The organism is Desulfofundulus thermocisternus DSM 10259 (assembly GCF_000686645.1).
Taxonomy (GTDB): domain Bacteria; phylum Bacillota; class Desulfotomaculia; order Desulfotomaculales; family Desulfovirgulaceae; genus Desulfofundulus; species Desulfofundulus australicus.
Map to the genome: position 1 here is coordinate 132,088 of NZ_JMLG01000002.1, position 26,420 is coordinate 158,507.

Consider the following 26,420-nt stretch of genomic DNA (forward strand, 5'->3'; position numbering starts at 1 on the left):
ATTTTCACCTCTTTATAATTTATACCTTAACTTTTTAACCTATTCGATTCCTTAGCTAAAGTTTCCTTCCAACCGGGCAATTTTACACCTTTCGCTCCCCCGGTTCATAAAGGGACGGCAACGGCTCCACACACTCCTGTTCCAGGCGCAGGCCCTCCTGGAGCATTTTTTGAATCACGGGGTGGAAGAGGCGGTAATCCGGATCTTCCAGCAGAGAACGGAGGCGCCGGCCGTATGCCGGGGTAAAGGGCGAAGCAAACCGGCGGTATTGTTCCAGGGTGGGCACATCCATGTAAAGGGGCTTCAGCCCGGGCAGGCAGCGCTTCTGCAGGTGGACAAAGATGGAAAAACCCCCGTAGTCAATGTCGCCCCAGTGGTAAAACGGCACCGCCCGGCCGGTACCGGCCAGATATTCCCGCAGTTTACTTAGAAACCGCCGGCGAACCGCGTTATGATAACCCCCCAGGTATATGGCCAGAAATTGGTCGCGACAGGTCTTCACAAACCGGTAGAAGGGGGTCAGGTTTTCAATGGTGATAATATAATCGGCGGCAACATTTTTGACCGTCAACCGGTCCACCATCTCCGCCGGCAACCCCAGGTCCGGGGAAAAATCTCCCACCCGCAGGGTACGGCCTTCAACTGCAAATTCCAGGCCGCCGCTGATGAAAATGTGCTGGGGGTTGTCCACAACCCCCACTTCGGCCAGAACCTGATTGACCTCTGCGGCAGTAAGGGTGGTCTCTTTTCCCCCGCCGTCTTTCCCCCAGTCCGGGTGGAAATCCCGGACAATTCGGGCCACAGCTGGGGCGAGATTGTTAAAAGCCTTGCTGTGGCCCAGCACCCGCAGGCTGAAAACCCGCCGGGGTATCTCTTCCTGCAGAAGGCTGATCTCACGAATGACCATGAAAAGCTGCTCCGCATGCTCCCGGTCCGCGGGATTCAGGTAGGGCAGGCTTTCCCCTTCTTCCAGCCGCCGGGCAACAGTATGGAAGAATTCCTGCGCCCAGGGGGCCGCCTCCCGGGCATAGTGCCTGGCCAGGCGGGCCAGTTCCTGGAATTGCTCCGCCCTGGGACGCCGCTTCAGCCGGGCGTAGGCCTCGTCCAGGCGATCAGTATTTAAGGCCACTTTCTCGATGAGATTGTTTTCCTCAAACTTGACCCAGCGAATCTCAATTAACCCCCGGCGCTCTAAAGCCAGGGCGGCCCCATTGATCTCTTCCTTATACCGGGCGGTGGTATCGTCAAAATAGCGGGGCATGGTACGCTGGTTGAAATGAAGCCAGATGCGGCGGTTGCCTCCTTTGCCCCTGGCCAGGGCGCTGCGTTCATACTTGTCCAGCAGAGTCTCCAGAATATAGCGTTCGTAGTCCATGGCCATCAACCCGCCGCCCTTTCCGCCGCCTCAATCCGGCTTTCGCCAACCGCTTCCTTAAACTGCTTGTAATCTTCTATCCAGCTGTTTTTCCCGTCGCGCATCACCAGGAGGGTGGTGGACACGTGGGGGCTGATAAACTCGCACTTGTCGGTAGGGGCGGCGATGATGGCCTGCATGCCCATCTCATTGATAAAGCGCAGGGAATTTTCCATGCGGTCGATATCCATCCGGTTGAAGGCCTCGTCAAAGAGCATCAACCGGATGCTGTCCCGGTTGGTCTTGGCGCGGTAGAGCTGGGCAAAGGAAGCCACAATGGCCACGTAATAGGGGGTCTGGGTCTCGCCCCCCGACTTTTCCCGGCAGACCCTGCTGAAGGTAGAGGTTTCACCGCTGGCATGGGTAATTTTGATATCATAATCCAGAAAACTGCGGTAATCGGTGTATTCCGCAATGCTTTCGGGCAGGTACCTGGGCGGCAGGTTGATGATTTTATCAAACAGCTCGTCCAGGGCCTCCCGGTGCCGCTGCTGAAAAACACTGTCAAAAAGGGAGACGCCTCCCTCCACCATTTCCGTATCTTCCAGCATCTGGTAGAACTTGCGGTGCCTTTCGGAAGGGTATACCAGAAAACGGTATTTATCCCCGCCAAAGGAAATATCCTTTAAAGCTTCGTTCAAGAAGTCAAATTCATTGCGGGCATTTTGAATGTTCTCCCGCAGCTTGTAGATGAAGTGCTCCTTGAACTCCTCCTCGGCTTCCTTTTTGGCCTGGTTGATTTTTTCCTCATATGCGGGCAGCTCGCTTTCCACCAGTTTTTTATACTCCTGTACCCACTCGTCATTCTCATCCGCTTCTATGCGCCCGCCGAACTGGTACTTATTGTTATATTCGGCCTTGAGGAGTTCCAGGGCCTTTTCCTTGTTAAGAATAAGCGTTTCCACGCTCTTGCGGTTGTGGGCGAAGTTGGCCGCCACCTCCCGGGGCGAATGGCGCCGGATCTCCCGGGCGTAACGCCTTTCCCCCTCGGGCACAACACGGGGGTTCAAGGAGCAAAACTGCCGGAACTCCTCTTCCAGCCGGGCATGCTCGGTTTCCAGGGTCACCCGTTCCGTTCTCTTCTGTTCCAGGGTGGTCAGTAATTCTCCCTGCCGCCGGTTATATTTCTCCATCCGGCCGTTCAGGGCGTCCATTTCCAGTTCCAGTTGATCCAGCTTTTGTTGCAGGGCATCAATGCCTGAAGTATCCACACCGGCCAGTTCCCGTTCCCTGGCGGACAGATCCTGCCGTAACGCGGCCAGCTCCAGCCACGTTCCCCGGCGCTCTTTCAGGAAGATGTAGTGCTCGTCCCGGCCGCTTGTCGCCTGGCTCAGCCTTTCCAGCCTCTCCAGCCGGGGGAGCAATTCCTTCCGCGCCGCGGCAATCTCCTGCAGGCGGGCTTCTTTGCGGGCAATCTGGCGGGCATAGGCCCGTTCACCGATAAAGGGAGTTTCGTAAACTTCAAATTTAATCTGCCGGGCGGTATGATTGCTGTAGGTCATGCAGGTCGGGGTAATGGCCCGGCGGTAATTTTTCAGTTCCTGTTCATTTTCACACTTGATCAGGTCGCCCATCAGCTGGTGGACGTAGGCCAGGGCGTAGCGGTTCCGGGAGCGAACCTCGCAGGCCAGGGAGTTGGGTTCAATGCGGTTCAAGTACTTCAACACCCGGCCGGTATTGACCAGGCCCACCCCTGAGATACGCCGTTCCTTTTTGTGTTTCTCATACACGGAAAGGGCATAATCAAAATGTTCCGGCTCCACAATCAGGTCGAAGCGCCGGGTGTTGAGCCAGCCTTCCACCGCGTCCTGCCACTTCTCGTCGGGGACTTCCAGAAGCTCGCAGAGCACCCTGGGCTCCACGTCAATGCCTTTCACGGCGCGGAATTTCTCCCGGATCAGATCCCGCAGTTCGGTCACCTTGCGGTCGTAAATATGCTTCTTGTTGCGCAGGCTGGCCAGCTCCTGCTGCAGGGTCTGCTCCTCCTGTTCCAGTTCTTTCAGCTTGCGCCGGATTTCCCAGGCCTGTTCCTGCACCCTTTCCCGCACCCTCCCCAGGGTTTCCCGACCCCGGTCAATTAACCGGCCCAGGGCATCGAGGGCTTCCCCGTCACCGGGCGGCAGGGGTTGCCCCTCCCCAACCTGCTGCCCGTCACCGCCCGTGGCCAGCCCCTGGAGCCCGTCCACCAGCTCCGTGAGCATACTGCGCTCAGCCGGTAAAAGCAAATCTTCCCCCGCCTCGTCCAGGAGTTGCGCCAGCACCCGGCATTCTTCCCGGGCGGTTTTAGCTACCTGGCTGCAAGCGCGGGACAGTTCCTTCACCCGTTCCTTGAGGGCGCGGATCTCACCTTTCAAACGCTCCACCAGCTGCCAGGTGGTATTGGCCGCCAGGGCGTCCCGGTAGGACCGCTCCTCCTCCCGACAGCGTTTCAACCGTTCCCTGGCCCCGTCCAGAGCCTGGCTCAACCGGGCCAGCTCCTCTTCCAGAGCCCGGGTCTGTTCCAGATTGGCCTGCAAACTGGCCGCCACCCCGTCCCGGTTGGCCCGCAGGATAATGTAATCCTGGATCAGGGCCCTTTCCCGGTCCCGCTGGATCTCCCGGTATTTTTCCTGGATATTTTCCAGAGCGGCTATTTTCTCCCTGGTCTGGGCCGCCAGGTCGCTGTACTCCTTGTAACGCTGGAGATTCTCCCGCATGATGTCGATATTTATTTGCTTCTCTTCCAGCACGTAGGAGTAAACAAACTGGCGGATGTCCGTTATCGGCTTGAAGGAGATGGCCTTTACGAAAAGGGTAAAGAACCGGTCCCCCAGGGAACCCAGCTTGTGGAGCAAATCGGCCTGGTATTTTTCCACTGTGGGATAAATGGTGGCCCTGCGGTCCCTCACCGCGGCCCGGAACTCCCGGATATTGCGGGGGTGTTTGCCCGCTAAAAAAAGGCTGTCATCCAGGCGGCAGTCCTCAATTTTGAAAAAACGGCTTTCATAGGTCACGTCATCGGCGTAGGAATCAATGACCGCCCCCAAAAGGAAGTAGTTTTTCCTGGAGGTATCGTAGAATTCCAGAACCACATAGGAAGTAATGTCGCCCTGGCGCTCGTACTTGCGGCCGCTCTCGCTGTCCCGCCCGGTCTTGCAGCGCACGTAACCCAGCAGATCCCGCCTGGTCTCGTCAAAGGCGGAAATGTTAAATTTAACCCGCCGCAGGTCGGCCACCAGCACATACTGGATGGCGTCCAGAATGGTGGATTTGCCGCTGCCGTTGTCCCCGGTGATCAGGGTGCTGCCCCGGATGCGTATGGTTTCGTTGGTAAAATAGTGCCAGTTGATCAACCTGATGCCGGTCAATTCTTTCAATTACACCAGCTCCTCAGCACTCAGTGAACCTGGCTGGATGCGGCGCTGTCCCCGCTCACTCCAGTGCTTCGCGCCGACAGCGCCGCATCCTTCCTGCAACGGTTCTACTGCATATTTCCGTTTTCCTCTTCCCGCCCTTCTTCCGCCCCGGCCCGGCGGTAGGTATCCAGCTTTTCGTACACCTGCCGGATGTCCTCCACCCGCAGGGCGAAGAGAATGGTGGGAAACACCTCCAGGCGGCAGTCGGGATCGGTAACCTCCCCATCCAGCACCCGCAGGATGTTGAAACGCTTGAGCAGGCCCATGGTTTCCCGCAGGGTCTTTTTGTCAATGGGCCGGTTGCGTATTTTCAGGGCCGCGTACTTGTCCTGGATCTCCCGCACGGTAATCATTATGTTCTCCGTCACGTTGATTTGACGGCGTTTTTCTTCGTAGCAGAGGCGCAGGATGAGGATGATTATGCTTTCTTCCAGTTTCAGGCGCAGCCGGTTATAGGCGAAATCGCTGAAAACACGGTAGACCCCATAGGCCCGGTCCCCTTCCAGGCTCCAGCCTCCCAGCTTCAAATAGGCCCGCAGGAGGTCTTCGTGCCGTTCAATAAAGTAGTAGTCCCGGCGGTTTTCTTCGTTCTTGCGGGTGATGAAGGTGCAGGAGAGAAGCCTGTTCACCACCCGGGTAAACTCCTCCCGCTCCGCCGGAAGCAGGCGGTTCCACTGTTCCAGCAGTTCCATCCGGCTCGCCCTTCCTTATTTTCTTTCAAAACGCAAATCTCTAAATTCAAAGCGGCCGCCGGCCGCAGATACCCGGGGCCTCCCATCCCGGTGCACCCGGTAACCTACCTGGCGCGAACGCCCGTAAGCCGTAGCATAGATCAGTTTGATAAATTCCTCCACATCCTCGATGCCCAGCTCCCGGGCGCAAATCTCCTTCCGCCCGGCCAGTTTTTCCATCACCCAGGCGTTGATCTTCTCCCGGGTCATGCGCCTTTCCAGCTGCTGCCGGAAGGAGCGCAGCCGCTCCCTGCGGCGTTCCGGGTCAATTTCCTCCAGCTCCTGCACTTCCCGGGGCTGGTGCTGCCTGGCCGCCTCCCTACCGGTATAAAGGGATTCCCGGTCCAGAAATCCCTGGGTGAAGAGGCTGAACAGGTGACCCAGCTCTTCCGGAAGGAGGTCGTCCTGGCGCATGCCCTCCTGCGCGCGCAGCCCGGCCAGGAACTTTAAAATTTCCATCAGCTGGCCTTCCACGTCCTTACTGCTGTTGAGGATGTACTTCAACTGCTGGAAGGAAGCGTTGGCATAGCGGGCATTGCGCCGGTCGATTTCATCCAGCAGGTCGTCCAGGCCGATGTAGGCCTGGCGGATGTAGTCAATACGTCGGTAAATCTCCTGCCGCGCCGTGGGCAGATCCGGAAAACGTTCCCGCTGCACTTCCAGACCGGCCGTCCGGTCCACCCAGGCCGCATCGTTGTACCACTGGTTCAAACGGGCAATAATCTTCGGACGGTAACGGGAAACGTTGTCCGAAGTTTTCAGGCGGTGGTAGCTGCGGTCGATAATTTCCTCCATGTAGTCTTGAAAATGAATCTTTAAAATCTCCCGGGGCTCCTTTTCCGCCAGGACCCGCTCAATGTAACGCTTAATGTTGTGATTTAGGGACTTCAAACCGTTGATCAGCTGCTCGGTCTGCTCATAGGCCTTTTCCAGGGCCAGGTTGCCCTGGCGGTCGGCCTCCTCGGAATGGAGCAAGGTGTAGGTGGCATAAACATATCCCTGGTATTCCACCTGCCGGTGGCGGCGGATCTTGTCCAGTACATCCAGAATTTTTATGGCATAATCGGGCAGGCTGATGTACTGCACGTAATTGCTGTACACCTCGCTGACCACCCAGCCTGTGGCCTCCAGCTTGCGCAGGATAAAGGCGGCCCTTTCCCGGGGCCCGGCCGGCGTATCCAGGGATTCCTCCCAGATTTCATCGGCCAGGGCCTGTTCAAAAAAGCCGTCCTTTTGCTCTATATAGTCAACAATCAGGTCGATGACCACATCCCGTTCCATCCCGAAGGTGGTCAGCTGGTACTGGTCGTAAATGCGGAACAGGATGGCCGCGTAGTCCTGCTTCAAGGGGCTGGCCAGGACCGAAAAAAACCGCTCCGGGATGACGGCAAAAAGGTTCACTTTCTACACCCCTCCCGGGGAAATTTTTTAACTGGATGTGGTTCGGCATCGCCAGCAGATTTCCTCTTAATTGTACTAATTTTTCAGGGGGAAATACAACCATATCCATCAATTTTCACCATGAACCGTTGCGGCCCTCAGCGGTGGACAACCTTTCCGGACATTAGCAGAAAGGAAACTAGAGTCTATCCGCAGAAACAAAATAATGTTTACAAGAAATCGGGGAACATGGTTTCAATGCTTTGCAGCCTGCATTTACCTCCACAACTGGAAGAAGCTTTTTTCATCCGCCGCTTGAACCGCTTTATAGCCGAGGTGCTGGTGAGGGGAAACCGGGAACTGGCCCATGTGCCCAGTTCCGGGCGCATGGCGGAACTGCTGGTGGCCGGGCGCAGGGTTTGGGTTAAGCGCCATGCCAGAGCCGGCCATAAAACCACCTGCCGCCTGCTGCTGGTGGAGTACGAGGGCATACTGGTATCGGTGGACGCCACCCTGCCCAACCGGCTGGTGGGCCGGGCACTGCAGGCGGGGGCACTGAAAGAATTTATGGCCTACGACACCATCCGGGCAGAGTACACCCGCAGCCAGAGCCGTTTCGATTTTTATCTGAGCGGCCCGCCGGGCAGGTGCCTGCTGGAAGTAAAATCCGTCACCCTGGTGGAAAAGGGAGTGGCCCTTTTTCCTGACGCCCCCTCGGTACGGGGCACAAAGCACCTGGAGGAGCTGGTAGCGGCCCGCAGGGAGGGACTGCAGGGGGCGGTTCTCTTTGTGGCCCAGCGGGAAGACGCCCGCTGCTTTTCCCCCCACCACCGGCAGGACCCGGCTTTTGCCGGGGCACTGCAGCGGGCCGCGGCCAGCGGGGTACGGGTGCTGGCCTGCCGCTGCCGGGTGACCCGGGAAGCAGTTACCCTGGAAAAGGAGATTCCCGTTTTGTTGTAAACGGAAAGGGATCTTGTCATGCTATGATATAATGGTGAGCCGGAAGGTTATTTTTAACCGGGCGGCCACCGGACCGATTAGCGGTTTCTTCACGGTAGAGTAGAATAGTGGCCATGGAGGATAAAACAAAAAATGCATAAGCAGAAACAAACGCCCGGGCGGCAGGGCCTGGGCGTGGCACTGGTTCTATTTTCCACCATTTGCCTGAGCATTGAGCCCGTAGCAGCCAAAATCGCCTACCGGGGCGGCGCCACCGTAATGACCACCCTCACCCTGCGTTACATTCTGGCCGCCGCAATCTTCTGGCTGCTCATCCTGGCGGGAGGTTATGCTTTCAGGCTTACTCTCCGGCAGTTGCTGGCAATAACGGCTTTATCTGCGGGAACCCAGGCGCTCGCCGTAATGGCCCTTTTTGAAGCTTTCCGCTACATACCGGCCGGAATGGCCATCCTGTTTCTCTACTTTTACCCCACGGTGGTCACCATCCTGGCCTTTTTCTTTTTAAAAGAACCTTTTACCCGGCAGAAAGTGCTGGCCCTTTTTTTAACCCTGGGAGGCTGTGCGGTGATCCTGGGGCAACCGGTAAATACACTGGACCCAAGGGGGGTGGTCCTGTCCCTGACCGCCGCCTTCACCTATGCCATATTCCTGGTGGGTTCCACCCGCCTGCTGGCCAGCATCCAGACACTGGTGTACAACACCTGGGTTACCACCCTTCTGGCCGTGACCCTGGGCGGGCTTGCCCTCCTGCGGGGGCAGCTGGACCTGTCCTTCAATACGGAAGCCATGATGGCCATCGGGGTGCTGGGTTTCGTTTCCACCGTCCTGGCCATGGCCGCCCTGATGCGGGGGGTAAAGGAAATCGGCGCCTCCCGGGCAGCCATCATCAGTACCTTTGAACCGGTGGCTACAGCCGTGCTGGGTTTTCTGGTGCTGGGCGAAAGCCTGACTTCCTGGCAGGTAATCGGGGGAGCAGCTGTTCTGGCGGGCGTTTTCCTGCAAAAGAGGGCATGAGCCGGAGACATCACCATCGTTAGAGGTCCGGATGGGTAGATCCGGGAAAAGTTATAATACAAAACATCTTGCTTAAAAAGGGAGGAATAAATTTTGTCCGGAAAGAAAAAAGTGCTCTTCCTCTGTACCGGCAACTCCTGCCGCAGCCAGATGGCCGAAGGGTTTGCCCGGGCCATGGCTCAGGACAAATGGGATGTTTACAGCGCCGGAACGGCTCCTGCCGGGGTTAACCCCCGGGCCGTTCAGGTAATGGCTGAAGCAGGCATCGACATTTCCGGCCAGAAATCCAAAGCCATCGACCCGGAAATACTTAATTCCGCCGATGTTGTGGTTACCCTGTGCGGCGACGCCTATGAAAGCTGCCCCCTCACCCCGCCCACGGTCAAGCGCATCCACTGGCCCCTGGAGGACCCGGCCCGGGCCGCCGGCACGGAAGAGGAAATCATGGCCAGATTCCGGGCCGTCCGGGATGAAATAAAAAAACGGGTGGCCGAACTGCTCGCCACCGCAGAGGACTAATCGTGCCATCCATCAGACGCTGCTGGACAAAAACTACTCTGGAGGGGAGAGGTCGGAATCGAACCGGACTCCCACCTGGATCGCAGGCAGGCCAGCGGGTTTGCAGCCCGCGGGGGGCACCAGCCCCGCTCTCCCCGCTTTTTTATTTTTCTCCACAGGCCCATAAAGTCCTTGTATGTTGGTTATTTAATTATTCTATAACCCGGCAGGTTTTGATAAAAATGAAAAATAACGAAAAAGCCTGCCGTCCACCGGCAGGCTATTCCGCCAGACCCGTCAGGCACCGTAATATTCAGGGAAAAACCTATGCCTTAAAGCTTTTTTGTTGAACTTGCCGACACTGGTTTTAGGTATTTCATCGATAAACTCAACCCGGTCCGGCAGCCACCATTTGGCCACCCGCCCCCGTAAAAATTCCAGAATATCTTCCGCTGTAACCTTCCCCCGGAATTCCTCCTTGAGCACCACACAGGCCAGGGGTCTTTCCTGCCATTTTTCATGGGGCATGGCAATGACCACTGCCTCCGCCACAGCCGGATGAGCCATGATGGTGTTCTCCAGATCCACGGAAGAAATCCATTCGCCTCCGCTCTTAATCAAATCCTTGGACCGGTCACAGATATACACGTAACCTTCCTCATCAACAGTAACAATGTCCTGGGTTCTGAACCACCCATCCCGCAGGGCATCCCTGGTGCGCTCCGGGTCCCTGTAATATTCCCCGGTTATCCAGGGCCCCCTGAATTGCAGCTCTCCCATAGTACGACCATCCCTGGGCACGCTGTTGCCGTTTTCGTCGACCACCCTCATTTCTATCCCCGGCACAAAAAGGCCCTGTTTCGCCCTTACCTGGTAAAGTTGTTCTTCGGGCCAGTCAAGCATATAGCTCTTGGGGCGGGACACAAGGGTAATGGGGGTGGTTTCCGTCATGCCGTAAACGTTAATTATGGGTACTCCCAGCTTCTTTTCATACGCTTCAATAAACACCCGCGGTATGGCCGAACCGCCAGCCAGAATCCGGTTCAGGCTGCTTACATCGTAGGAACCGTCCTCCAGCAGCTTGAAACATTCCATCCAGATGGTGGGTACACCTGCAGTAACGGTCACGCGTTCCGACTCGATAAGGCTGCACAGCGTCCGGGGATCGGGACGCACCCCGGGCAATACCTGCTTGGCCCCCACCAGTGTGGCCGTAAAGGGCAATCCCCAGGCATTGACGTGAAACATAGGTACAACCGGCATAACCACATCTTTTTCAGATATCGCAAAAGTATCCACCATACCTGACATCAAGCTGTGCAGGTACAGAGCCCGGTGGGAGTACATAACCCCTTTCGGATCACCGGTGGTAGCAGTGGTGTAGCACATGGCCGCCGGGGACCAATCATCGAGATCGGTGGGGAAATCATAAACGGGGGGAGCTTCCCGTAACAGGTCCTCATAAGAGTACACCGGACCCAAGGAAGTACCGGGAATACTTTCCTTATCGGTCATGATTACAAAAAGCTTTATGGTTTTAATTTGCTCTTTGATCCCCTCGATAATCGGCACCAGGTCTTCGTCAATAAAGATCAATTTATCCCCGGCATGGTTTAAAATATAGACTATTTGCTCAGAAAACAAGCGTAAATTGACCGTGTGCAAAACCGCACCGGTACAGGGTACGGCAAAGTACAATTCCAGGTGGCGGTGGTTGTTCCAGGCCAGAGTGGCCACCCGGTCCCCCCGCTTTACTCCCAGTTTTTCCAGTACATTGGCCAGGCGGCACACGCGCTCGTAAAATTCGCCGTAGGTGTAGCGGAAAATACCGGAAAAGTCCCGGGACACTATTTCTTTTTTCGGGAATAACTGGCGGGAGCGCTCTAAAATGGTGCGAACCAGAAGCGGATATTTCATCATAAGCCATCACCTCACTGATATTGATAGAAACCTCTGCCGGTTTTTCGCCCCAGATGTCCCGCCCGCACCAGCTTTCTCAGCAGGGGCGCCGGGCGGTATTTGGAGTCGCAGGTTTCCTGGTAGAGGGTGTCCATAACCATCAGCAGCACGTCAAGGCCGATCAGGTCCGCCAGGGCCAGCGGGCCGATGGGGTGGTTGGCGCCCAGCTTCATCCCCCTGTCGATGTCCTCCGCCGTGGCGATGCCTTCCTGCAGCACAAAGATGGCCTCGTTGATCATGGGAACCAGTATGCGGTTGACCACAAACAGGGGGGCTTCTTTAACCGTGATCACGGTTTTACCCATGTGCTCGCATACTTCCCGGGCACGAATGTAGGTCTCCTCGCTGGTCTCTTCCCCGCGGATGATTTCCACCAGCTTCATTACCGGCACGGGGTTGAAGAAATGGGTTCCAATAAATTTATCCGCCCGGCGGGTAACGGATGCCATTTCCGTTATGGAAAGGCCTGAAGTATTGGAGCAGAAGATGGTTTCCGGCCGGCAGATGCCGTCCAGCTCCCGGTAGAGGGTCTTTTTCTGCTCCATGTTTTCGATAATGGCCTCGAAAACCAGGTCCGCTTTCTCCACCCCGGCCAGTCCAGTGGTAGGGGTAATCCTCTCCATAATCGCTGCTGTCTCCTCACCCAGCTTTCCCGCGGCCGCCAGGCGTTCCAGGCTGGAGCGGATACGGGCCAGCCCGCCCTGGACAAATTCTTCTTTAATATCGGACAGGACAACCCGGTAGCCGGCCATGGCAGCCACCTGGGTGATACCGGCGCCCATGGTACCGGCCCCAATAACGGCAATATTTTCAATTTTCATATTGACCACTCCTTTCCGATTTTTCTGTCACTACATTGCAAAATTACTTTTGAAAGTAATCACGATATATTAAACGCAGATCCCGCTTTAGAATTTTGCCACTGGGAGTTTTGGGCAACTGGTCGATAAAGAGTACTCCCTTGGGGACTTTAAATGGAGCCAGATGTTCCCGGCAAAGGGCAATGATTTCTTCCTCCGTAGCGGTGCAGCCCGCTTTCAACACTACCACGGCCGTAACGGCTTCCACCCATTTTTCGTGGGGAAGGCCGATAACAGCCACTTCCGAAACTGCCGGATGCCTGTAAATAACCTCCTCTACCTCCCGGCTGGAAACATTTTCTCCTCCGGTTTTAACCATATCCTTCTTGCGATCTACCACAGTGATAAAGTTATCCTCATCCAGCACTCCGATGTCGCCACTGTGGAACCATCCGTGAGCCAGGGCTTCTTCCGTTTTGTCCGGCTCCTTGAAATACATCAGCATCACATGGGGACCCCGGCCGCAAATTTCCCCCGGCACCCCGGGAGCAGTTATGGGAGTATGGTTTTCATCCTCAATACGGGTTTCCATATTTAGCCCGCCGCAACCCGCAGAACCGGGTTTGCTGAGCTGGAAGGCCGGTTTCAAGATGGTATGATACGGGCTGAGTTCGGTCTGACCATAGTAATTATAAAAACGGCGGCAATTGGGAAAACGCTGCTGCAGTTCTTTGAGCACCTCCACCGGCATAATGGAAGCTCCATAGTAGCCTTTGGCCAGGGAACTCAGGTCATATCGCTCCAGGTCCGGGTGCCGTAACAGGGCAATCCAGACCGTTGGTGCCGCAAAAAACATGGTGGCCCGGTATTTTTCAATGGCAGCCAAAATTTCTGCCGGGTTGGGCTGCGGGAGTAGAATGTTGGTACCTCCAATCATGAATATGGGATTTAGAAAAACATCCCTCTGGGCGCAGTGGAAGATGGGCATGGCATTGACGTTTATATCATCGGATGTATATTCACCATCAACGATGGTGCCAACATACTGGGATAGAAGTGACTGGTTGGTTAAAATTACTCCCTTGGGCAGCGTTTCCGTCCCGCTGGTGTAGGTCATCTGCACCGGATCTTCAATGCGCAGCAGTGTATCAGGTTCCTCAGCGGGGTAACGGCTGTACCACTCCTCAAAATCCAGAAAATTCTCAGGAGCATTCTTTCCCTGCCCCTGGCCCGACCAGATCAATACCCTTACACCCGACATATCGCTTAAAACATCCCTTACAAGATCATAAAGGGTATCTTCAACGATAAAAACCTTACTCTCCGAGTGGTTAATGCAGAAGCTGATTTCTTTACCTCTCAGCAGGTAATTTACAGCCAGGTAGATACCGCCTGCTTTGGCAGTACCCAGCCAGGTCAGTACATGGTGAATGGTATTGCGGGCCAGAATGGCCACCCGGTCGTACTTTTTAATCCCCAGGTCGAGCAGAGCATTGGCCACCCGGTTGGTATCTGCTTCCAGCCGGGAGTAAGTCAGTACCCTATCCCCTGAAATAAGGGCGGGCTTATCCGGATAGCGGTAAGCGCTGCGCCGCACCATGTCGGCAATGACCCAGCGGTTCACCTTGTTGTAACGTCTCCAGAGAAACTCCAGGTTTTCCTCGGTAATGGCCATGTATTTTTGCCTTTCGGCCTCGGTCAGGGGAGCCAGAGCGGACATGAAAACCCCTCCTATTTTTCTTTTTCCAGCAGGGTCCGGGCGATAACCAGCCGCTGAATCTGGTTGGTCCCTTCATAAATCTGGGTGATCTTGGCATCGCGCATCATGCGCTCCAGGGGGTACTCCCGCATGTAGCCATAACCCCCGAGCAACTGCACTGCATCCACAGTTACCTGCATGGCCACATCAGAGGCGAAAAGCTTGCTCATGGACGACAGCCGGCTGATTTCACCGGTGGAAGCTCCCCGGGTGGCAGCATCTTCAATGAAAAAGGCTGCCCTGTAAACCAGCTGGCGGGCTGCTTCCACCCTGGTGGCCATATCGGCCATCATGAACTGCAGGCCCTGAAAAGAGGCAATTGGCCTGCCGAACTGCACCCGCTCCCGGGTGTAATTGACGGCGTAATCCAGGGCTCCCTGGGCAATGCCCACCGCCTGGGCGCCGATTACCGGGCGGGTGCGGTCCAGGGTCATCATGGCAATTTTGAAGCCATCCCCCTCCTTTCCCAGTAGATTTGCTGCCGGAACCGGACAGTCTTCAAAGATGAGCTCCGCGGTGGGGGAACCACGCACCCCCATTTTCCTTTCTTTTTTACCAACTGTAAAACCGGGGTAATCCTTCTCCACAATGAAAGCCGAAAGGCCCTTCAATCCCCGGCCGGGATCCGTACTGGCAAAGACAGTGTAAACATCGGCTATTCCGCCGTTGGTGATGAAGCACTTCTGGCCGGAAAGCAGATACACATCCCCTTCACGGCGGGCCCTGGTTCTGATGGAGCCGGCGTCGGAACCGGCATTGGGCTCGGTAAGGGCAAAGGCACAGATGCGCTCGCCCGAAGCCAGGCCGGGAAGGTATTTTTTCTTCTGCTCCTCAGTCCCGGCCAGCAAAATGGGCATCAACCCCAGTTCCTGGGCCGCCACAATTAAGGAAGCGGAGGCTGAAACCCGGGCAATCTCCTCCACAATCAGGCACACCGCCGGCAGGCCCTGCCCGGTGCCGCCGTATTCATCCGGCACCCCGGCCCCCAAAAGCCCCTGCGCGGCAAATAGCTCCTTCAAATCCCAGGGGTAAGCATCTTCCTCGTCAATGGCAGCGGCCCGGGGAGCCACTTTTTCCTCGGCCATCCGCCGCACCACCTGGCGGAGCATTTCCAGCTCTTCAGTTAACTGGTAGACCATGGTTTAAGCCTCCTTACCGTCTTTAATTGTTTTCCCTTTCCAGGATCATGGCCATCCCCATACCGCCGCCGACACACAGGGAAGCCAGGCCCAGGCGGAGATTGCGGCGGGCCATTTCGTACAGGAGAGTGACCACTATCCGCGCCCCGGTACATCCCACAGGGTGACCCAGGGCGATGCCGCTGCCGTTAACATTGGTGATCTCCCGGTTTAATTCCAGCAGCTTTTCGCAGGCCAGGTACTGGGCGGCAAAGGCTTCATTTAGCTCAATGAGCTGGATATCTCCCAGGGTAAGGCCGGCCCTTTGAAGCGCCCTGCGGATGGCCGGCACCGGCCCGTAACCCATCAGGTCCGGCTCCACCCCGGCCCGGGCGAAACTGACAATGCGGGCCATGGGCTTTAAACCCAGCTCCCCGGCTTTAGACGCGGACATGAGCAACACCGCCGCTGCGCCGTCGTTGAGCCCCGAGGCGTTGCCGGCCGTAACCGTACCGTTCTTGCGGAAAACCGGAGGAAGCTGGGCCAGTTTTTCCATGCTTACGTCGGGGCGGGGATGCTCGTCCCTGTCCACCACCTTCGGGGGTCCCTTGCGCTGCGGTACGGCCACCGGCACTATTTCCTCCTTAAAACGCCCCTCTTCAATTGCCCGGCAGGCATTCCGGTGGCTGCGCAGGGCAATCTCATCCTGCTCTTCCCGGGTGATCCCGTACTTATCCGCCAGCCTTTCGGCCGTTTCACCCATAAGAATGCGGTGGATGGGGTCAGTCAAAGTCTCCCAGAGAGCATCGGTCATTTCACCATGCTGCAGGCGCTGACCCCAGCGGGCGCCCTTCAGCACATAGGGGGCGGAACTCATGGACTCGGTACCCCCGGCCACCACAATTTCCGAATCACCGGTGGCGATTTGCTGGTAGCCGGAAACAATGGCCTGCATCGCAGAGGAACACTGGCGCTGGATGGTCATACCCGTGACCTGCACCGGCAAACCGGCCACCAGGGCCGCCGTCCTGGCCACGTTGGGTTCGTCGGAACGCTGGACGCAATTCCCCAGGATCACTTCATCTACCATATCCCCTGCTATGCCCGCCCGCCTTAACACTTCTTGAATTACCGGAACGGCCAGTTGGTGGGAAAGCATGTTCCTGAAGGCACCGCCAAAGTCACCAATGGCCGTTCGCGCGGCCGCAACTATTACCACGTCCTGCAATTTCCTCAACTCCCTGTCCAAATATTTCAAAAATAAAGCTCCCGGACTGTCCCTTTAAAAACCGGCTTGTGCTCTCATGTGTAACGCAATATTAATGCCAGGTAGAAAGGGGCAGGCAAATTGCCTTTCCGTCCCGGTTCTTAAATTTTTCCGGCCATCCCTACCCGGAAATCCGTTGCCACATCGAGCCGGCCCGATGCCTCCGGCAGTTCGCATCACCTGTGCATCAAAAAAAGCCACCCCCGACCTTTGCGGGGGTGACCGTTTACAGGAAGCCGGCAATTACCCGGGCTCAAGAACGGGAAGCGGAAAGGTTGTACCCGTGCTTCTTCAACCACCTCACCACCGTGGACTGATTGACACCCAGAGCCGCCGCCACCTTCCTGGTACTCCCCAGCTGACGGTACAGGTTTATCAGCAGCGCCGGCTCCGGGCACCCCTTCTTCACCAGCACCGACAGGGCCGTTCTCCTGATCTGCTCCGGCAGGGAATCCGGCCCGATGACCTCGTCCACGGATATAACAACCAGCCTCTCCATCACATTCTCCAGCTCCCGGACATTGCCGGGCCAGGAATAATGCTGCAGCAACTCCAGGGTTTCGGGTGCCAGCCTCCGGAAAACATTGAACTTCTTATTGAAGCGATGCAAAAAGTGATGCACCAGCGGAATGATATCCTCGCTCCGTTCGCGCAGGGGAGGAATGCGGATGGGGATGACGTTTATCCGGTAAAAAAGATCCCGGCGAAAAGTTCCCCTGGCCACCATTTGCTCCAGATCCCTGTTGGTGGCCGCAATCAGGCGGAAGTTCACCGGGCACGATTTCACACCCCCCAGCCGGCGCACCTGTTTATCCTGAATAACCGTTAAAAGTTTTGCCTGCAGGCCGGGAGAAAGCTCTCCAATTTCATTTAAAAACAGCGTGCCCCCGTCCGCCATTTCAATCAGCCCCGGCTTCCCCTGGCGGCCGGCACCGGTGAAGGCGCCCGCCGTATAACCAAACAATTCCGATTCCAGCAGATTTTCCGGTATGGCCGCGCAGTCAACGGCAATAAACGGCCCCGCCGCCCTTGTAGACCGGTGGTGGATGAAGCGGGCCAGGAGATCTTTACCGGTTCCCGACTCACCGAGAATGAGCACGTTGCTGTCAAAGGGCGCCACCCTTTCGGCCACGGCCAGCACGTCCCTCATGGACGAACTTTCGGCCACCAGCCTTTCCGCTCCCCGGGCTTCCCAGCGCAGGCTTTCCAGTTCGGCATGGTAGCGCGCCCGCTCTTCTTCCAGCCGGCGGCGTAATTCGGCCAACTCGGTCAGATCGCGGCAGTTGACCACAATCCGGCGGATATTCCCGCTCTGTTCATCCACGATGGGAGTGGCCGTGGTCAGCACCTCCCGCCCCGTCCGCAGGTGCTCGATGACACTGGCGGCTCCTTTCTTTTCCAGGGCGGCCAGCACGGCCAGGAAGGAAAGGTAGCCTTTCTGGACCAGCTCCTTTGCCCCCAGCCCCTGAATCTCTTCCCCATTAACTCCCTCCACCTGTTCGTAAGTGCGGTTGAGCTTGAGCACCCTTCCCGCCTGGTCGAACAGGGCAATTCCTTCACTGGAAGCATTGATGATGGTATCCAGTTCCTGGGCCATCCTCTTGACCGTTTCCAGCTGCTGGGATAGCGCTTCCACCTCGGAAACATCGTGGAAAAGACTCACCGCGCCAATGATCCTGTCTTCATAAATTACGGGTGCCTGGTTGGCAATGACGGTAGCCCCGTGCAGGACAATTTTCTGGCCGTAACTGGCCCTGCCCGTCTGCAGCACCTTCAGCAAACCCGATTGCGGAATGACCTCTTCCACATGGCGGCCCACCACCTGTTCAACGGACAGCCCGGTAATCCGGGCGGCGGACCGGTTGAAGATAACCACCATCCCCTTGCCGTCAACGGCGCAGATGCCGCTCAGGGCACAGTTCAGAACTGCATTCAAAAAACTGATAATATTTTTATATTTTTGCTCAAAAGCCTGCACCAAACGGGTCCGGGTCATCATGCCGACCAGCCGGTTCTGCCGGTCCACTACCGGCACACGCCCAATTCCGTATTTCAGGGCCATCTCCCATGCACTCTCAGGTACGTCATCTTCAAATATGGTGTACACCTGACGACGCATCAGGTGCCGTACAGGAGTGTCCACGGGCATGCCTCCGGCAATGGCCCGCATGACATGAGTTTTGGTAAAAATCCCGGCCAGCTTCCCGGTTTCGTCAACCACCGGTGCCCCGTCAATTTCATATTTACTAAAAATCTTTGCCGCGTGTTGAACGTTATCATCAGGTCGCAGACATATGGGCTCCCTGGCCATGAAGTCCCGGATTAACATGGTCGCACGCCCACCTCCAGAGATCTGTTGCCAAATCCTGCCGCACCTTTTCGCAGCGCTCTTCTCTCGTCGCAAACGAACCATCGCCCACGTCACGGCACCCCCAGGGCGCAGGGACCGGTGGCGCATTTGCCGCAAACGTCGCAGAGTCCGAGGTCGGCATAATATGCGTCCACCTCCAGCAGGCGCCGGTAGCATTTTTCCTTATCCAGCCCCTCCACACCCAGCGCCCCGGTGGGGCAGAGCTTTACGCAGGCTTTGCAGGTTCCCTTGCGCCGGTACAGGCAGTTCTCCCCGGCCGCCGGCGGGCTCGGGGAAAGGTCCGCATCCACCACCAGGCTCCCCAGGCGGCCGGCACACCCGGACGGGGTGATGAGCATGTGGTGCAGCCCGAAGGTGCCCAGGCCGCAGAGGTAAGCCACATGCTTGTGGGACCAGAAAGAAACCAGCGCAACCGGATCGAAATTATGGGTGGGCTCGCACCAGGCAGCCTTCACCCCGCGGTCTTCCAGTTCCCGTGCCAGCACTCCGCATATTTCGCCAATCAGCCGGTTGGTTTCAATATAGGCCTCCGCCCACCGGCGGCTGACATAGGGGTCCCGGCGGTGGATTTCCACCAGCTCCGGAGTAAAGGGCAGGAAAAAGGCCACCACGGAGCGGGCACCCGGCAGCAGATCCCGGGGCAGCAGGTGACCGGGACCAACCGCTTCTTTTAACCTGGCAAAACCGGGAGCATCGGCCCGGGCAAACCCCACCAGGGGAGTGCGGTAGCCGGTGCTGCCCCGGTGGTTATTTACCACCCGGGCAATAATTTCTTCGATCAGCTTTTCCATACTTATCCTCCCCAGCATTATTACTAGCTCTTTTTAACTCTTTGCCACCGGCTTCCTTCTGGAATCAAGAGCAGATTTTCCCGCCGGAGGGGATCAACCAGCACCCCGGTCACTATCGCCGGGCCATTCTTCCTGCGCCCGGCGGCTTATGAGCCGGTAGATGCCGGCCAGGACCACCTCCGGCGGCTCCTTACCCTTCCAGAAGGGAGGCGGTCCAAGGGTTTTCAACAGCCCGGCCTCCACTTCCGGCGGCACCGGCAAAAAGCGCAGGCCAGCCAGCTCTTCACCCTCATCCCAGAAGCGGTCCAGTTGCCCTTCCAGGGACGGGCCGGCTGGTTCCGGGGAAGCCGGGGCAATCTCTTCCCCCTGCTCCTGTTCTACCCGGGCCGCCCTTTTTTCCCTCAGGGCGGAAATCAACTGCTCCCGGGTGCGCCCCCGGAGCAGGAAGAGGAAAAAGGGGTCTTCATCAAATTTCTCCCCCAGCAGGTAATAGACGGCGGCAATATGCTTGCAGGGATTGGCCCAGTCGGGACACGAGCAGTCGGTCCTGATATCCCCTGCCGAGCGGGGGAACAGGGACAGGCCCGCCTGGCGGAAGGCCTCTTCAATGTCCCGGGGCATTTCCCCCGCCAGCAGCAGGGCGGCAAAAACGGCCCGGCCGGCCATTATACCTGTTACCCTTTCCCATTCCCGGTCCGAAAGGGTCTTAACCTCTATGCTTACCCGGTAGGGACGCGGGCGGCTGCCCTGCACCCGGGCCGAAACCACCCCGGGTTTTATATCGATTTCCAGAACATTGCCTGCCCGGGCGTAAGCCCGTCCCCGCCGCAGTCGCGTATCCCAGCCGAAGGATTCCAGTACCTCGAGCCAGCGCCTGCCCCACCAGGTGGCACCAAAACCTCTTTTGGGAGCCAAAAGCCTTCACCATCCCCCTTGCTATTCTTCACCCAGGGCCTGGGCGCGCAGGGTCAACAACTCCCGCAATTCTGCAGTGGTCATTTCCGTCAGCCACTCCTCGGCGCCGCTTACAATACTGGCGGCCAGGGTCTTTTTTTCCTCAATCAGCTGGTCTATGCGCTCTTCCAGGGTGCCACTGGTGACAAACTTGTAAACGAAAACATTGAGCTTCTGTCCTATGCGGAAGGCCCGGTCAGTGGCCTGGTCTTCCACTGCCGGGTTCCACCAGCGGTCGAAGTGGAAAACGTGGTTGGCCCGCGTCAGGTTCAGGCCCACCCCGCCGGCCTTCAGGGAAATCACGAAAAACGGCGGCCCGGACTGCTGCTGGAAGCGCTCCACCATGCGGTCCCGCTGGCGCTGGCCCACACCACCGTGCAGGAAAAGTACCTCCCGGCCAAAATGGGCCTGCAGGTGGTTCTTCAATATTTCCCCCATGCGGGCAAACTGGGTAAAGATCAACGCCTTCTCGCCGCCGGCCAGCACTTCTTCCAGCATTTCCAGAAGACGCTTCATTTTACCGGACCGCCGGGCCGCCAGTATGCCGTCGCCAAGAAACTGCGCCGGGTGGTTGCAGATCTGCTTCAACCTGGTGAGAGCGGACAGAATCAGGCCCCGGCGCTCCATGCCTTCCGCCTCTTCTATGCGTTCCATCATCTCCTGGACCACCGCTTCATACAGGGTGGCCTGCTCCCTGGTGAGGTTACAGTAGACCCGGCTTTCCTGTTTTTCCGGCAGGTCCTGGATAATGCGGGGGTCGGTTTTCACCCGGCGCAGGATGAATGGCTTCACCAGCTGCTGCAGCCGCCGGGTCTTTTCCTGGTTCCCGTACCGCTCTATGGGCAGGGCAAAACGGCGGTTGAAATCGGCCGCCGGGCCTAAAAAACCGGGGTTTAAAAAGTCCATGATGGACCATAATTCCGAAAGGCGGTTTTCCACCGGTGTGCCGGTAAGGGCAAAACGGTAGCCGGCCTTCAATTTCTTCACGCTGCGGGTCTGCTTGGCAGCCGGGTTTTTGATGTTCTGGGCCTCGTCCAGCACCACCCCGTCCCATTCCACTTCCGCCAGCAGGCGTTCATCCCGCTGGGCCAGGGAATAGGTAGTCAGGACCAGGTGGCAGGCCCCGGCCTCCCGGACAAACTTCTTTCCCCGCAACCGCTGCGGCCCGTGATGAACCAGAACCTTCAAGCCCGGGGCGAAACGGGCCACTTCCCGCTGCCAGTTGCCCACCACTGAAGTGGGGCAGACCAGCAGCGCCGGCCCCCGGGGTTGCCCCTCTTCCAGGCGGTGGAGCAAAAAAGCAATAAACTGCACGGTCTTGCCCAGTCCCATATCGTCGGCCAGGCAGCCGCCCATACCCATGCGGGCTAAAAAGGCCAGCCAGGAAAAACCCCTTTCCTGGTACGGGCGCAGTTGCCCCCGGAATCCCGCCGGCACCGGCTGCGGGTCCAGTTTATCCTCATTCTTCAATTTCTCCAGCAGCGGGGAAAGTTCTCCCTCTCCCGTCACGTCCAGCACCGGCAGGTCATCCAGCTCCAGGCCGGCCCGGGCCGGCATCCCCGCCGCCAGGCGCATGGCTTCTCCCAGGGTTATGACGTTATTTTTCCTGTTGCCGGCCAGCAATTCCAGAATCTTCTCCACCTGCCGGGGCTCCAGTTCCACCCATTGCCCCCTCACCTTCACCAGGGGAAGCTTCATGGCCACCAGCTTTTCAAATTCTTCCCTGCTGATGGTTTCCCCGCCCAAGGCCAGCTCCCAGTGGAACTCCACCAGGGTATCCAGTCCGAGGAGTCCCCGGCCCACCCCTTCGCTCTGCCCCTCCCTGTACCTTCTCAACCTCAAACGCATACCCGGGACGGGGCCGGCAGCTCCCTCACCCCACCAGGAAGGTACCAGCACGCCCAAACCCCTTTCCTGAAACAACGGCACGGCCTGCTTCAGGAAAGTATACGCCTCGGCGGTGCTGAGTTCACAACGGGTGGGGCAGGGGTCCTGCAGGGACCTTTCCAGCGGCGGAAACAGCCGGCAGGCCTGCCCCAGGTCGGCCAGGAGGCGCTCCTGGGGGTTTTCAAAGCGCCGGTGCAGGAAGGTCAGGGCGGCGCCGCTTTCCTTCCACACCATTTCCACCGGCACCAGCAGGCTGGGATCATCCACGGCCTGTAAAAAGAAACTTAAAGTCCAGGTTTTTTCGCCATCGGGCGGCGGTTCCAGGCGGAAACAGGTGCGAAAAGGCACCTGCCGGCGCCGGGACAAGGGCAAGCGCCAGGCTATTAATTGCCCGGTCATTTCCTTGAGCATGTCCTCCGGCAGTTCCACCGGCCCTCCCCCACGGCCCAGCGCCTGCACCCAGCGAGCAGCCGGATCGTTTTGACGGTCTTTGATACATGCTCCGGGCGATGGGGCCAGCCATCCGGATATTTTTTCCTGCACCACCCGGCGGACAAAATCCATCACCAGAACATCGGGTGCCGGCAGGATGGTTGCAGTCCCTTCCGGCGGGCCGGGGCCATTTTTCAAAGCGGCCACGGCACGGCATACGGGGGGCATGGACCGGGCCAGCAACTCCAGCCGGGAGAGGTCTTCCCGGGCGTTGAACACGGGTCTCCAGACAGCCTGATAGCTTTTTTCATCCAGCAGGGGGATAAACCGCTGCCTGACCATCAGCTCCATGGCCCAGAGCGTTATCCGGCGCCAGTAGTGCCAGCCGGCAGACGGCATGACCACCCCCTGGGAAAAGCGGCCCCTTAAAAGCATCTCTGCGGCCTGCCCGGCAGGAAACAAAAACCCCTCCACCAGCCAGGGCCTTAAGACGACCTCTTCATCCGGAAAAAAAACAGGTTCATCGGCAGCACCGGCCACCGGTAAAAGGGGTGAAGGCAGCGGCCGCCCCCCGGAGGAGGGCAGCAGGACCCAGAGCTCTACGGTATCCGGCACCCGCTTTAAATCCATCCCCTGGTATAAATCGGCCACTTCAGCCTGTCCGGGGTGCCATCCCCGGGGCCGGCGTCCCCGCCGGCGGGGCAGCACCTTATCACCGAACTCTGTCCCGGGAGCCAGTTCTCCCCACACAAAAAAATAGCCGCTGCCCTTACCCACCACACCGGCGGGAAGCCAGGTTCCGTGCAAAACCAGCATCAACATTCACCTTGAGTAATGTTTCGACATTTTTAAGCCGTTCCCTGCCCGGGTATGAAACAGGCAGCCGCTCAATGAAAGGCCGGATCATCAACGGACCGGTGAGGATTGCTAAAAGCACATCTTTTCTGTGAGCCAAATCACTGCCCCGTTTCCTTGCCAGGCCTATAATGTAAGCAAATGGTTAAACAAAAAGTAAATGTTCAGCAAAACCGCTACCACCGGCAGGTGCCGCGTTGTCCAAAGCGAGCGACTTGCGGAGCGCTGGTAACAGCACCCGGCGAAGCGAGGGTAACCGGACTGCGGCGCGAAACCAGCGGCACCGAAATGTAGCGTTAGAAAAGGTAACTTGCTAAAACGGTAAAAAGATGATAGTAAGGTAACAACTGTCATGCCGCATTTGCAGCGCCGCTAGTCCGGTCCGAAGCGAGTATGGCAGCGGCATCGATTTATTTCAGTTAGTGCAGACTTTTTCTGATGCCGCTGCGGCGAGAATTTTTAGCTTTTGCGGAAAAACTATTTTGTCAGCGCGGAGCACCGGAGTGAGCGTGGACAACGCGGCACCGTAGCGGGATCACTGAACATTTACAGCAAAAAAATTCTCAAGGAGGGTGAAAAGTACATGTTTTGTTACCAGTGTGAACAGACGGCCAACGGCACCGGTTGCACCAAAGTGGGCGTGTGCGGCAAAAACGAGGACATCGCCAGTTTGCAGGATACTATAATCATCGCTTTGAAAGGGATTGCCGCTTACGCTTACCACGCCCGGGAACTGGGTGCCAGGGATGAACAGGTGGACGCCTTCATGCACGAAGCGCTGTTCACCACCCTGACCAACGTGGACTTTGACCTGAACCGGCACATTGAAATGGCCCTCAAGTGCGGCGAAATGAACCTGCGGGTTATGGAACTCCTGGATAAGGCCCATGTGGAGCGGTTCGGCTCCCCCGAACCCACCAGGGTTTCCACGGGCACCAAGGCCGGCCCGGCCATCCTGATCACCGGCCACGATCTTTTAGACCTGTACGAACTGCTGAAGCAAACGGAAGGCACGGGTATCAACGTTTACACCCACGGGGAAATGCTCCCGGCCCACGCTTACCCGGAGCTGAAAAAATTCCCCCACCTGGCCGGCCACTATGGCAGCGCCTGGCAGAACCAGAAAACCGAATTTGAACAATTCCCCGGCGCCATTCTGGGCACCACCAACTGCGTGCTCATTCCCAAAGAATCCTACAAAGACCGCATGTTTACCTGCGGCATCGCCGGGTTGCCGGATGTAACCCACATTAAAAACCGGGACTTCACGCCGGTAATTGAAAAAGCAAAGGCACTGCCGCCGCTGCCGGAAAAAGAGGGCGGTGTTCTGGTAACCGGCTTCCACCATAACGCCGTATTGGCCCTGGCCGATAAAATCATCGACGCCGTCAAGGCCGGCAAGATCCGCCACTTCTTCCTGGTGGGCGGCTGCGACGGAGTGAAGAAGGCCCGGAGCTACTACACCGAGTTTGTCCAGAAAGTGCCCCGGGACTGCGTGGTGCTAACCCTGGGCTGCGGCAAGTTCAAGTTCAACTACCTGGACCTGGGCGAAATCGAAGGTATTCCGCGGCTGATCGACATGGGCCAGTGCAACAACGCCTACTCGGCCATCCAGGTGGCTGCAGCTCTGGCCAAAGCCTTTAACTGCGGTGTAAACGACCTGCCCCTGAGCCTGGTCCTGTCCTGGTTTGAGCAAAAAGCCGTAGCCATCCTGCTCACCCTGTTCCACCTGGGCATCAAGAACATCCGCATCGGCCCGTCTGCACCAGCGTTCATTTCACCGAACGTGCTCAAGGTGCTGCAGGACAACTACAACCTGAAGCTGATCACCACTCCCGATCAGGACCTGAAGGAAATCCTGGGTTAATAATCGCATCCGGCTCGTTAAAACGACTTGCTGCTGCAGTAATAAGGCCATGGATAAAGGTCCCGCCGGTTTATGGACACCGGCTGGGGCCTTTATGTTACCAGGACGATCCCGGGACCCATCCTTCACCTGAAGAACCGCATCCCGGCTGCGAACGTGTCATCTTTGCACAGTAATTATTCAGTGAACCCGGTTGGATGCGGTGCTGTCCTCGCTCACTCCAGTGCTCCGCGCCGACAGCACCGCGGCTCGCTTCGGGCCGGCTCTGGCTCTCTGCGGATTGCCCGTGACTAATTGCGCTTCGTTGTAAAGTTCTTAAACTAATGTGTTTCCAACTTTTCTTTCGATTAGTTGTTCTTGCGTCCTCGAGAGCCGAGCCGGCGGCCTCGCTTCACCGGGTGCTGTTACCGGCGCTTCGCAAGTCGTTCGCTCCGGACAGCGCCGCATCCTTGTCACAACGGCTTACTGAATATTTAATATTTACTTTGCGCAAACTCCTCCCGGTACCTGGCCAGAAAATATTCCAGCCGCCTTTTGTTGTGTGTTATTACTTCCGCCCAGGCATGGAGCAATTCCTCCCCTTCCGGAGTTAAACGGTACAGGCGCCTGGCCGGACCGCCACCGCTGGTGTCCCACCGGGAAGAAACCAGGCCCTCCTCTTCCAGGCGGCGCAGGTTCCGGTACACCGTACCCGGGTCGGCCTCGCTGTCCTGGAAGCCAAACTCCCTCAAATTTTGCATCAGCTCGTAACCGTGAGCCGAACGGCGGTGAAGTAAAAGTAAAAGGCACGGTTGCATAAACCGCTCCATAGGAGCCCCGGCACACCGGCAGTCGCCGTGCCGGTAGCCGGGACCGTGATTTCTGCACATCAGGCATCCCTCACTTACCAGACGAAACCTATGTAAGACAACCCCCGCCCCGGGTCTGGGTTGTCCCTACCTTCCAGCTACCCAGTTCTGGTTCTCGCT

Annotated in this window: 18 protein-coding genes and 1 tRNA gene; 4 read left to right on the forward strand and 15 right to left on the reverse strand. The window is 57.5% G+C overall.

The window, feature by feature from the left end; genetic code table 11:
- Positions 1-82: 82 nt before the first annotated feature.
- The 4 genes from BR83_RS0102700 to BR83_RS0102715 all read right to left on the reverse strand — a co-directional run bounded on the left by BR83_RS0102700 (position 83) and on the right by BR83_RS0102715 (position 6,941).
- The gene (locus BR83_RS0102700; protein WP_027355782.1) at positions 83-1,381 is read right to left on the reverse strand and encodes a Wadjet anti-phage system protein JetD domain-containing protein; all 1,299 of its coding nucleotides are present in this window, start codon (positions 1,379-1,381) and stop codon (positions 83-85) included.
- Positions 1,381-4,770, reverse strand: coding sequence for an ATP-binding protein (locus tag BR83_RS0102705; RefSeq protein WP_027355783.1), 3,390 nt, complete (start codon positions 4,768-4,770; stop codon positions 1,381-1,383). The genes BR83_RS0102700 and BR83_RS0102705 overlap by 1 nt, the downstream gene beginning before the upstream one ends.
- 104 nt (positions 4,771-4,874) lie before the next feature.
- Positions 4,875-5,501 carry a DUF4194 domain-containing protein gene (locus tag BR83_RS0102710; protein ID WP_027355784.1) on the reverse strand — a complete coding sequence of 209 codons (627 nt, stop codon included), beginning with the start codon at positions 5,499-5,501 and terminating at the stop codon, positions 4,875-4,877.
- 15 nt (positions 5,502-5,516) lie between these two features.
- A complete protein-coding gene (locus BR83_RS0102715; protein WP_027355785.1) occupies positions 5,517-6,941 on the reverse strand; it encodes a Wadjet anti-phage system protein JetA family protein in 1,425 nt (474 codons plus the stop codon).
- Between the two features lie 228 nt (positions 6,942-7,169).
- Here BR83_RS0102715 and sfsA point away from each other — a divergent pair, with 228 nt between their 5' ends.
- The 3 genes from sfsA to arsC all read left to right on the forward strand — a co-directional run bounded on the left by sfsA (position 7,170) and on the right by arsC (position 9,413).
- On the forward strand, positions 7,170-7,880 hold the full coding sequence (gene sfsA, locus BR83_RS0102720) for a DNA/RNA nuclease SfsA (protein ID WP_322786301.1): 711 nt from the start codon (positions 7,170-7,172) through the stop codon (positions 7,878-7,880).
- A gap of 132 nt (positions 7,881-8,012) precedes the next feature.
- Complete coding sequence (locus tag BR83_RS0102725; RefSeq protein WP_027355787.1) at positions 8,013-8,894, forward strand: DMT family transporter; 882 nt, start codon at positions 8,013-8,015, stop codon at positions 8,892-8,894.
- 93 nt (positions 8,895-8,987) lie between these two features.
- Positions 8,988-9,413 carry an arsenate reductase (thioredoxin) gene (gene arsC, locus BR83_RS0102730; protein ID WP_027355788.1) on the forward strand — a complete coding sequence of 142 codons (426 nt, stop codon included), beginning with the start codon at positions 8,988-8,990 and terminating at the stop codon, positions 9,411-9,413.
- A 39-nt stretch (positions 9,414-9,452) separates the two neighbouring features.
- On the opposite strand, the gene BR83_RS17090 is transcribed toward arsC, so the two are convergent.
- The 10 genes from BR83_RS17090 to BR83_RS0102775 form a co-directional block, all read right to left on the reverse strand.
- A tRNA-OTHER gene (locus tag BR83_RS17090) sits at positions 9,453-9,549 on the reverse strand.
- 140 nt (positions 9,550-9,689) lie between these two features.
- Positions 9,690-11,312: a long-chain fatty acid--CoA ligase gene (locus BR83_RS0102735; protein WP_027355789.1), complete on the reverse strand. Its 1,623-nt coding sequence runs from the start codon at positions 11,310-11,312 to the stop codon at positions 9,690-9,692.
- A gap of 11 nt (positions 11,313-11,323) precedes the next feature.
- Positions 11,324-12,172, reverse strand: a complete 849-nt coding sequence (locus tag BR83_RS0102740; protein WP_322786302.1) for a 3-hydroxybutyryl-CoA dehydrogenase — start codon at positions 12,170-12,172, stop codon at positions 11,324-11,326.
- 43 nt (positions 12,173-12,215) lie between these two features.
- Positions 12,216-13,871 carry an acyl-CoA synthetase gene (locus BR83_RS0102745; protein ID WP_034634339.1) on the reverse strand — a complete coding sequence of 552 codons (1,656 nt, stop codon included), beginning with the start codon at positions 13,869-13,871 and terminating at the stop codon, positions 12,216-12,218.
- 11 nt (positions 13,872-13,882) lie between these two features.
- Entirely contained in the window at positions 13,883-15,049 is a 1,167-nt protein-coding gene (locus BR83_RS0102750) for an acyl-CoA dehydrogenase (protein WP_027355792.1), read from the reverse strand.
- 22 nt (positions 15,050-15,071) lie between these two features.
- The gene (locus BR83_RS0102755) at positions 15,072-16,256 is read right to left on the reverse strand and encodes an acetyl-CoA C-acetyltransferase (protein ID WP_027355793.1); all 1,185 of its coding nucleotides are present in this window, start codon (positions 16,254-16,256) and stop codon (positions 15,072-15,074) included.
- A gap of 292 nt (positions 16,257-16,548) precedes the next feature.
- Positions 16,549-18,624, reverse strand: a complete 2,076-nt coding sequence (locus BR83_RS0102760; protein ID WP_027355794.1) for a sigma-54-dependent Fis family transcriptional regulator — start codon at positions 18,622-18,624, stop codon at positions 16,549-16,551.
- Positions 18,625-18,716: 92 nt separating this feature from the next.
- Positions 18,717-19,457, reverse strand: a complete 741-nt coding sequence (locus BR83_RS0102765; protein WP_034634340.1) for an epoxyqueuosine reductase — start codon at positions 19,455-19,457, stop codon at positions 18,717-18,719.
- Positions 19,458-19,550: 93 nt separating this feature from the next.
- Entirely contained in the window at positions 19,551-20,372 is an 822-nt protein-coding gene (locus BR83_RS14885) for an SWIM zinc finger family protein (protein ID WP_051617775.1), read from the reverse strand.
- A gap of 21 nt (positions 20,373-20,393) precedes the next feature.
- Positions 20,394-23,546 carry a DEAD/DEAH box helicase gene (locus BR83_RS0102775; protein WP_027355796.1) on the reverse strand — a complete coding sequence of 1,051 codons (3,153 nt, stop codon included), beginning with the start codon at positions 23,544-23,546 and terminating at the stop codon, positions 20,394-20,396.
- A 622-nt stretch (positions 23,547-24,168) separates the two neighbouring features.
- Between BR83_RS0102775 and hcp the strand changes: the two genes are divergently transcribed.
- The gene (hcp, locus tag BR83_RS0102780; protein WP_027355797.1) at positions 24,169-25,452 is read left to right on the forward strand and encodes a hydroxylamine reductase; all 1,284 of its coding nucleotides are present in this window, start codon (positions 24,169-24,171) and stop codon (positions 25,450-25,452) included.
- A 473-nt stretch (positions 25,453-25,925) separates the two neighbouring features.
- Here the strand turns inward: hcp and BR83_RS0102785 are convergent, their stop codons facing one another.
- Positions 25,926-26,321, reverse strand: coding sequence for a helix-turn-helix transcriptional regulator (locus BR83_RS0102785; protein WP_027355798.1), 396 nt, complete (start codon positions 26,319-26,321; stop codon positions 25,926-25,928).
- Positions 26,322-26,420 lie beyond the last annotated feature (99 nt).

Coding starts and splice junctions, on each gene's coding strand:
- BR83_RS0102745 (WP_034634339.1), bottom strand. CDS start 13,871: ATGTCCGCTCTGGCTCCCCTGACCGAGGCCGAAAGGCAAAAATACATG.
- BR83_RS0102710 (WP_027355784.1), bottom strand. CDS start 5,501: ATGGAACTGCTGGAACAGTGGAACCGCCTGCTTCCGGCGGAGCGGGAG.
- hcp (WP_027355797.1), top strand. CDS start 24,169: ATGTTTTGTTACCAGTGTGAACAGACGGCCAACGGCACCGGTTGCACC.
- BR83_RS0102765 (WP_034634340.1), bottom strand. CDS start 19,457: ATGGAAAAGCTGATCGAAGAAATTATTGCCCGGGTGGTAAATAACCAC.
- BR83_RS0102785 (WP_027355798.1), bottom strand. CDS start 26,321: ATGTGCAGAAATCACGGTCCCGGCTACCGGCACGGCGACTGCCGGTGT.
- BR83_RS0102735 (WP_027355789.1), bottom strand. CDS start 11,312: ATGATGAAATATCCGCTTCTGGTTCGCACCATTTTAGAGCGCTCCCGC.
- BR83_RS0102740 (WP_322786302.1), bottom strand. CDS start 12,172: ATGAAAATTGAAAATATTGCCGTTATTGGGGCCGGTACCATGGGCGCC.
- BR83_RS0102760 (WP_027355794.1), bottom strand. CDS start 18,624: ATGTTAATCCGGGACTTCATGGCCAGGGAGCCCATATGTCTGCGACCT.
- BR83_RS0102750 (WP_027355792.1), bottom strand. CDS start 15,049: ATGGTCTACCAGTTAACTGAAGAGCTGGAAATGCTCCGCCAGGTGGTG.
- BR83_RS0102775 (WP_027355796.1), bottom strand. CDS start 23,546: ATGCTGGTTTTGCACGGAACCTGGCTTCCCGCCGGTGTGGTGGGTAAG.
- BR83_RS0102700 (WP_027355782.1), bottom strand. CDS start 1,381: ATGGCCATGGACTACGAACGCTATATTCTGGAGACTCTGCTGGACAAG.
- sfsA (WP_322786301.1), top strand. CDS start 7,170: ATGGTTTCAATGCTTTGCAGCCTGCATTTACCTCCACAACTGGAAGAA.
- BR83_RS0102725 (WP_027355787.1), top strand. CDS start 8,013: ATGCATAAGCAGAAACAAACGCCCGGGCGGCAGGGCCTGGGCGTGGCA.